Source organism: Chryseolinea sp. H1M3-3 (genome assembly GCF_029360725.1).
Taxonomy (GTDB): domain Bacteria; phylum Bacteroidota; class Bacteroidia; order Cytophagales; family Cyclobacteriaceae; genus Chryseolinea.
In genome coordinates this window covers 481,071-489,596 of record NZ_JARKMY010000010.1, presented here as the reverse complement: position 1 = coordinate 489,596, position 8,526 = coordinate 481,071, and the positions used below count along the sequence as shown (strand labels likewise).

Below are 8,526 nucleotides of genomic sequence, written 5' to 3'. Positions count from 1 at the left end.
TATGAGTGCCTTAAAGAAAATAGTGTTTGTGTTTGGACTGCTGCTACTGGGGATTTGCTTCCGTTCGGCAGCGCAACAAACCATTGTGTATTCACAATATATTTATAATGGATTGTTGATCAATCCGGCATACGCGGGAAGTCATGTTCAACTCAGTGCTACAGTCAGCTACAGAAATCAATGGGTTAATTTCGAAGGTGCTCCTCAGACAGCAACGCTGGGGGTTCACTCTACCGTAAATAATAGTAAGGTAGGGGTGGGGTTGCTCGTCACCAGCGATAAGGTTGGCAGCTATACGAACACAGGTGTTTATGCAGCTTATGCATACCGGATACAAGATCAGCGGGGAGGCGTATTTTCGATGGGCCTTCAAGGTGGCTTTCACAACTTTCGCGCTGACTTTAGTGAACTTAATTTGAAAGCCGGCCAAGACCCCACATTCAACGGTACATTAAGCGAATTGAAACCGAATTTCGGTGGCGGTGTATTTTATAGTAACAAGAAGTTTTTCGGTGGTTTTTCTGTTCCTGTAATTTTAAAACATGCTAAATTTTTTAACGGCGGTCTGCAACAACTCGCGTTGGCACGGCACTATTATTTGCTCGTTGGCTCAATACTTCCCCTTGATCGACTTGATAAAGTAAAACTCAATTCTTCCCTCTTGATTAGAGCTCAGGAAGGAACACCCTTGAATGCCGATATCAATGTTGCTTTAATCTTCCACAACCTGATCAGTACCGGCGTTTCCTATCGCACTGGCGAAAGTTTTACCACCCTCCTCCATTTTAAGCTTAGTGAAAAATTTAATTTCGGCTATTCATATGATTGGATAACTTCGGATATCCGCAAATTTTCTAACGGAACCCACGAATTTATGCTGAACTACAGAGTTCGTATTCGTGGTATTCACAAAGACGTATATTGTCCCCAGCCATTTACCCGTTAGTGTGTAAATCAGCTACGAATACATTTCAATCACCTTTCATGCTACATGCGTTGAGTAGCTCTTAACAAACAAATCATTTCGCATTTCGTAAATGTGAAATCGAGCCCTCGACACCTTGGAGTAATAAGGAGTCTGTCTGGATCAAGCATCCGGAATCTCCGGCTCGACAAGTTTAGCAAGTTTTTCCAGCGATTCCTGCCAACCTAAATAGCACATCTCTGCCGGTATTGCCACAGGAATTCCTTCCTGTGAAATTTTTATCTCGGTACCGGCTATAGTGTTTCGGAGGGATACAGAAGTAATCATTTCTCCTGGCAAATTGGGATCGTCAAATGTGTCAGTGTACTTTAGAAACTCATTAGGCTTTACCTCTATATAGGTGCCACCGAATGAATGACTGTTACCGGTTGAAAAGTTTTCGAATGACATCCTGAAAGTACCGCCTTTCTCTGCATTCATTTGATGGACGGTGCAAATAAATCCATACGGGGGCAACCATGACGCTATTGCCGAAGCTTGTGTAAATGCGCGGAATACTTTTTCAGGAGATGCTTTAAGTATTCTATGAAGCGAAACATTGTTAGCCATGAACTCAATATTTATTTTTTTGCTCCTACTCGTCTGGCTTTTCGGATACGCCCGTTTTTTTAATGGTTGCTGCTCCACTGCACTAGCGTGTTAACTCAACAGCACAAAGTTGATGAGAAAATTCTATTTAGATGGAGGCGAAACGCGACGGTCTTAACGGGTGTTCGCGACTTTCATATCGTGAAATAGCGTCATTTATTTTTCTTTAAAATCGCCTGCGCTGCGCACTTGTCGTATCGTTGTATGATCATATCGTTCGAGTATTGCAGGCAATAATTTCTCCTCTGGCAAGAATGGAATACCGTATGTTCTGTTAGACAACTTTTCTCTGATGATATCGATAATGCCAATTTCGGATGCCGCTCGCTTTTGGAGTATCGGATCTTTTAAGTGCGTTATAGCAGATAAACACTGATTGACAATCCAGGCATACGGAACAATCCCAGCTCTTTTCAAATCATTTTGAAGGCTTTCAGCTTCTCTCATCGGCGTTGTTTCAGGTAGCGCCACCAAAAGTATTTTTGCGAAATCAGCATCTTGTAAAAACATGTAAGGCGTTTTTATTTTTTTTGAGTCCATCGTCTTTAATATTTCGCGATGGTAGCTGCCTGTTGTATCAAGGAGAAGCAGCGTATGTCCAGTAGGCGCTGTATCCATCACCACAAACTGCTTTTTTGCTTTGAAGATGGCACTCGAGAAAGCATGAAAAACCGCCACTTCTTCTGAGCATGGCGATTGAAGATCTTCAATTAATAATCTCCGACCCTCCTCATCCAGCCTTGCACCCTTTTGTTCGACTACTTTATCAATGTAAGTTTTTGTTTCAACCTTGGGATCAATTCGTTCGATTACCAGCGTGTCTGGTTTTTGATCTAATTGGTTCATGAAATCTTTAATGTGGGCTGCAGGATCTGTAGTGGTTAACAGCACCTGGTGTCCCCGCCTTGCCAACATGGTTGCAATAGATGCGGCTACAATAGTTTTACCTACACCACCTTTACCCATTGTCATAATCAAACCGCTATTGGAATTTCCTTCCAGGTCATCTACAAGTCTTGATAAATCATCAAGCGGATGTGTCAATCTACTATTAGTGCCAATTTCTTCGCTTACAAGTTTCTGTTGAAGCCCGATATCTAACAATGATCGTAATTTTTCGATACCTAGTACATTATAGGGTAACGTTGGATACTGTGATTTTTCAAGGCTGCTCAGTTCCGCGGGTAATGTCGTTAAGTGCTTTTCAGCCATTTTTTCAATTTCCAAAGCTACAGCGTCCGTACGATCCAACGCCCTGAATACACCATTAATCAATAGTTTTTGATTTGACATTCCTAGTTCCTTCAGTTCTACACTCGTTCGGGCAGCTTCCTTTAAAGAGGAAGTTTCTGGACGAGTTACCAGAAAAAAAGTAGTTTTCTTAGCATCTCTTAAACTAGCAATAACTTTTTTATAGCGCTCCTTACTGCTTTTTAGAGCTGTAGACGGACCGATACATGATGCACCCTTTGGATTGTTGTCCAGGAAGGTGTCCCACGCCGCAGGTAATTCTAGCAAACGAATCGTGTGGCCTGTAGGTGCAGTATCAAAAATGACTGTATCAAAATTTTGTGAGCTACCCTCGCCTGTTATAAAACGCGAGAATTCATCGAACGAAGCGATCTCAGTTGTACACGCGCCGGAGAGTTGCTCTACTACTTTGTTTATTTCATCCTGAGGAGCTACGCCTTTTAATGGAGCGATTGCCCGGTCACGATATTCTTGCGCTGAAACTTCAGGATTAATATTGATAGTGAAAAGCGTACGAACGGTTTTGTGTGGTGTTATCTCATTCTTCACCGGAGTTTGTAACACGTCCTCTAAATTCGATGCCGGATCAGTGCTGATTAAGAGAACCTTTTTTCCTTCTTCTGCGATTTTTACTGCCGTTGCACATGCAAGCGAAGTTTTTCCTACACCACCTTTCCCGGTAAAGAATAGAAAATTGGAGGATATGTCTTTCATTGTTCTTAAGGGAGTTTTATAGATGGACAATATTAAGCCATTAACAAATAAAAGTAACATCGATCCCGTACGAATAAAAAATCACAATGTAAGCATGTGTCAATGTTGGAACATGCCGCAGATGTCTCGTACGGACAGCGCGGTTCGCATGAGTCTATGACATATTGAACCGTTTTGAAGTTCTTTCTGAAAGTATCGTCGGATTGGGTTGCTTTAAATTTTCTTTGAGGTTTACTGAATCATCCATCCTGCAAATGACATTAACATATGTTTAAACGTCTTTTGCGATTCATTCGCATATCAATTGTCATGAGTTGATAACGTTTACACCAAACAAAAAACCTCAGCCATGAAGTGACTGAGGTTTTAAATTTCGTTGTACGATTGCAGCGATTATCCCTTACGCATTTGCACCGCTCTGGCAACAAAAGCGTCGGCCCATCTTTCCACAGCATTTCTCGCGGCTACAATATATTTCTCGCGAGTGGTCTGAATCAATACAGGGTCGAGCTCTTTGCGGAAAGCGAATCCTTTCGCAAGACCGCTTCTCGCTTTTGAAATGTCTTCCGTTACTGACTCTGCATATTCTCCCGCCACGGGTATATCATTCCACTGATACAGGAATTCAGGCCATCCTTTGTTAGCCCAGATGTATGTCAACTCTTTATTTTCCTGGTCGCCTACCATCATCTGTGCGTGTACGCCCCACGTATATTTCTTAGAGGTTGTTGCCGGGTAATACCAGCCACCACCAACATCTCTTCTGTCGGTTGATTTGATATCCAGGTTCACCATTACGTCAGCAAAATCAACATTTACTTTAAACGTTGCAGCGGTTCCAAATTGGTCTGCAAATTCCATGGAACGTTTTCCTTTTCCGCCGGCAAAACCCGTCATACCGCTGTGAACGACCTTACCTTTATTAGCTGTGCACGATACCCACTTGTTTCCACCCCCTTCTTTTTCTGAGTCTTCTTTAACACCTTCTTCACCACCGCTTTTTTGGTAAAATTCAGATGCAGTGATCTCGCTCCAGCCTACGGTGTCGATCCCATTTTCTTTCAGTTTTTTCTGAAAATAACGGTAGAAATGGTCGGTAATACCTTGATAGTCGGCTTGTGTGGGCTCGCTGTCGGTAAATTCAAGAAATGCGGTCACTCGTGCGCCGGCGATCTTTCCTCCGGAGCGATCTTCTTTAGTAATAGTCTTCGCGGTAGTTGTGAGTTTGTAATTAACGGTAAGCTCAGTGATTGCTAATTTTTTTAGTTTCGGGACGAGCTTCGATTTATCCCAATTGAATCTGCTGGCATCGGTTGGCGGCGCTACCTCTGCTTTCTTTTTTTGTGCTGATACCGTGCCGCATGAAAAAAGAATGGCGAACATCAGGATCCCAAATTTTGTAACTGTTTTCATTGAATGTGCGATTTATTAAGTTGGTTAAAGTGTATCTGTTCAGAACATCGACCGAGGTCAAGGGAAACCAAAAATAATAGCTGAACCGTTGTAGTAATGCCTGGGATATCAGGGGAAAGCACTTAAGTAAGATATAGCAGCGTTTGCGAGGCGACTGTTCATGAAAAATAACTTAGCGGTCTGTTTGTCTCGATGTAGTTACTTCCAGTGGTCATTAGTTATTTGGCTACACCGTGTGCCTCAATTATCGATTATTTAAGAAAATGTAACGAATGCCATTGGTGGCAATCTAATCTTAAACATTAATATTAAATATTATGGCTACCGCAACAACAAATTATGCTGGACCTTCATCTGAAGCAACAGCTAACAAAACAGACCGTGTAACATCGATCTTACAGTGGACGTACGGACTAGTTCCAATCGTAGCAGGTGCTGATAAGTTTATGCATATCTTAACAGACTGGAATCAATATCTTGCACCCATCGTCACGGATATCCTTCCGTTTACGCCGCAAACCTTCATGAGCATTGTGGGCGTTATCGAAATCATCGCGGGCATTATCGTTTTCGTGAAACCGAGACTCGGAAGCCTTATTGTAGCAGGGTGGCTGGTGGGCATTGCCATCAGCCTATTGCTGACAGGGCAGTACTTCGATATTGCAGTGAGAGATATCGTGATGGCTATTGGCGCGTTTTGCCTTTTCCTGCTGCTTGACAATAACACGCACAACGTTAAGAAATGAACAAGTGTGATGTTTAGCACTTAGCTTAACGTGAGGGCACAACGGCTTTATGATAGAACTTAAAATATCGGATTATGCCCTTATTGGGAACTGTCGTTCAGCCGCATTAGTTTCAAAGCATGGCTCAATTGATTGGTGCTGTCTGCCGGAATTTGATTCGCCCAGTATATTCGCTGCAATTTTAGACCGGCAAAAAGGTGGGCATTTTTCTGTCTCGCCCACTGCGCCTTATCAGTCGACTCAAAATTATATACGGGACACGAATGTTTTAGAAACACATTTTATAAATGACGAAGGAGAGGTTCGTCTGATGGATGCTTTTACGGCAATGTCAGAAGAGGAAAAATCGCATACCCTTTTTCCTGATCATGAAATTCTCCGGGTGGTCGAGGGAATAAAGGGAAACGTTAAGATGAAACTGGAATGTGTTCCCAGAAAGTTTTACGGAAAAGATATTGCTGTTCTGGAGGATCATAAAAGGCTTGGAATTCAGTTCTCGTGGAAAGAGAATATTCATACACTCCTTAGCACGCTTGAGCCGGAAGCGGTTCAGGTAAATTATTCGGACGGTAAAGTTGTCGCTGAATTTTATGTGCCCTCCAATCATCGGGTTATTTTTTCATTAAGCTATTCAAGCCAGTGTCCGGCGATCCTGCCTGAACTCAAGCTTAATGGTTTGAAACGAATGAAAACTACCATTGCATTTTGGCAGTCTTGGATTCAGAAGTGCAACTACACTGGTCTTTATGCTGATGAAGTAAAGCGAAGTGCATTGGCGCTTAAGCTATTGACGTACGCCCCATCCGGAGCCATCATTGCTGCTCCAACAACATCGTTACCTGAAGAACCAGGTGGAGAAAGGAATTGGGACTACCGGTATTGCTGGCTACGAGATGCATCATTTACGACACGGGTCTACTCAATTTGGGTTTCGAAGAGGAAACCCATGCCTACATGAACTGGATATTGCATGCTACCGGATTAACTCGTCCAAAGCTGCAGGTGGTGTACTCGGTTTTCGGGCAAGCGTCGATCAAGGAAGACACCCTTCCCTGGTTGTCTGGCTACGCGGCGTCCCGGCCTGTTCGTATCGGCAATGGAGCCGACAGTCAATTCCAGCTTGATGTGTATGGAGAAGTGCTTGACGCGGTTTATACGTATGCGCCATACGTTGAAAGGTTTGACAAGGAAACAAAAAAGTTTCTGATTGGCCTCGGTGAAGTGATATGTGAAACCTGGGATAAGCCTGATAATGGAATCTGGGAAGTCCGGTCAACATGTGTTCATCATACACATTCCAAAGTGATGGCCTGGCTGGGTCTCGATCGCCTCCTTAAACTTTGCAATATGTATCAATGGAATAAAGCACCTTTGAAAAAATTCAAAGAAACATCCGAACGGATCCGGGACGTTGTTGAACACTACGGTTACAATAGTGAATTAAAAACTTATACGCGAGCGTTAAGCGGCAGTTCATTGGACGCAAGTGTTTTAATTTTTTCTTTAGTAGGCTACTGCGATGCGGCAAGTGAGAGGATGATTTCAACGACCGAGATGATTTATCGCAATTTGTGTGAGAATGGTCTGATCTATCGATATCGCGATGTCAGCGACGGCGTAGATGGCAGGGAAGGGGCATTCGGCGTTTGCAGTTATTGGCTGGCTGAAAATTTTGCGAAATCGGGGCAGCTAGAAAAGGCGGTTAATGTGTTCGAAACGATGCTGAGCCACGCAAGCCCTACCGGTCTGTTCTCAGAAGAGATTGAACCTGTGTCCGGAAATCTTCTCGGGAATTATCCACAAGGCTTGACGCATATTGGGTTGATCAATGCTGCGCTTACCATCAATGAAGCGTTTCAAAAGGGAAGCACAAATGAAAAAGGAAAAGCACCAAGCTCAGTAATATGAATGTTAATGAAGTGATACTATGGGGATTCGCTGCCACGGTAATACTGACAACCATCATGGTGAGTTCGAAATATCTCGGACTTACGCGAATCGATTTGCCATTTATGCTCGGAACAATATTCACTGGTAGCAGGGATAAAGCGGTCAGGATTGGATTTCTGTCGCATATAATCATGGGGTGGATTTTTGCATTTATTTATGGTCTTGCCTTTAATATCGCCGATTTGCACACATGGTGGTTTGGTTTAGGGATTGGATTTGTACACACGGCTTTCGTTCTCACATCTGGGTTACAAATATTAAGTTCTTTTCATCCGCGGATGGCTCGTCCATTTCAAGGCCCTACGCCAACTAGACAACTTGAACCGCCTGGTTTCCTTGCATTGAACTATGGGAAGGGTACACCGATTGCGACATGCTTGGCGCACGTGATCTACGGAACAGTTTTAGGAATTTTCTTGTAGCATCCCTAAGCCAAATTGTGCAAACGAAGAATTCTCTGTCCGCATGAACTAACGTAAATATATACCTTCTGTGCTGAACAATACAACGCCGTAGCTATGGCATTTAGGATCACGTTGTCCCAATAGTTTTTAATATCAGAATGTGAGACGAACATGCCCATCGCGGTCTCTTTTGATTCTTTAAAATATCTTGGTGCAGGTACTATACTTGTTGAATTCCAATACCATTGACGGCCCAATGGCTGGTTTTATAAAGAACTCTTCATCTTTAACGTCTTTATGTGTGGTTATTCGTAAGTGAAGCAAATGCTACACGAAAGACCTCATTCGTTGAATAAAGCGGCATCAATCAAGCTTTTCTAAAAGGCATTTTATCCCATTAGCTGGGCGTGCTTCAGTAGAACGTAACTCACTAATTCAAGATGGGATTGAACAAATCCAGTCTTCTAATAGTTAA

General features: G+C 43.0%; 8 protein-coding genes. 5 read left to right on the top strand and 3 right to left on the bottom strand.

The window, feature by feature from the left end; genetic code table 11:
* Position 1 precedes the first annotated feature (1 nt).
* A complete protein-coding gene (locus P2W71_RS18945) occupies positions 2-946 on the top strand; it encodes a type IX secretion system membrane protein PorP/SprF (protein ID WP_276372888.1) in 945 nt (314 codons plus the stop codon).
* Positions 947-1,087: 141 nt separating this feature from the next.
* Here the strand turns inward: P2W71_RS18945 and P2W71_RS18940 are convergent, their stop codons facing one another.
* From P2W71_RS18940 to P2W71_RS18930, 3 genes are all read right to left on the bottom strand, one after another.
* A complete protein-coding gene (locus tag P2W71_RS18940) occupies positions 1,088-1,534 on the bottom strand; it encodes an SRPBCC family protein (protein WP_276372887.1) in 447 nt (148 codons plus the stop codon).
* A gap of 195 nt (positions 1,535-1,729) precedes the next feature.
* On the bottom strand, positions 1,730-3,538 hold the full coding sequence (gene arsA, locus P2W71_RS18935) for an arsenical pump-driving ATPase (RefSeq protein WP_276372886.1): 1,809 nt from the start codon (positions 3,536-3,538) through the stop codon (positions 1,730-1,732).
* A gap of 393 nt (positions 3,539-3,931) precedes the next feature.
* Positions 3,932-4,951 carry a hypothetical protein gene (locus P2W71_RS18930; protein WP_276372885.1) on the bottom strand — a complete coding sequence of 340 codons (1,020 nt, stop codon included), beginning with the start codon at positions 4,949-4,951 and terminating at the stop codon, positions 3,932-3,934.
* 317 nt (positions 4,952-5,268) lie between these two features.
* On the opposite strand from P2W71_RS18930, the gene P2W71_RS18925 reads away from it, so the two are divergent.
* Genes P2W71_RS18925 through P2W71_RS18910 form a run of 4 tightly spaced genes read left to right on the top strand, consistent with a single transcriptional unit; the run spans position 5,269 to position 8,069 of the window.
* A complete protein-coding gene (locus P2W71_RS18925; protein WP_276372884.1) occupies positions 5,269-5,697 on the top strand; it encodes a tRNA (5-methylaminomethyl-2-thiouridylate)-methyltransferase in 429 nt (142 codons plus the stop codon).
* Positions 5,698-5,746: 49 nt separating this feature from the next.
* Complete coding sequence (locus P2W71_RS18920; protein ID WP_276372883.1) at positions 5,747-6,655, top strand: trehalase-like domain-containing protein; 909 nt, start codon at positions 5,747-5,749, stop codon at positions 6,653-6,655.
* Entirely contained in the window at positions 6,652-7,605 is a 954-nt protein-coding gene (locus P2W71_RS18915; protein ID WP_276372882.1) for a glycoside hydrolase family 15 protein, read from the top strand. The genes P2W71_RS18920 and P2W71_RS18915 overlap by 4 nt, the downstream gene beginning before the upstream one ends.
* Positions 7,602-8,069 carry a hypothetical protein gene (locus P2W71_RS18910; RefSeq protein WP_276372881.1) on the top strand — a complete coding sequence of 156 codons (468 nt, stop codon included), beginning with the start codon at positions 7,602-7,604 and terminating at the stop codon, positions 8,067-8,069. The genes P2W71_RS18915 and P2W71_RS18910 overlap by 4 nt, the downstream gene beginning before the upstream one ends.
* Positions 8,070-8,526 lie beyond the last annotated feature (457 nt).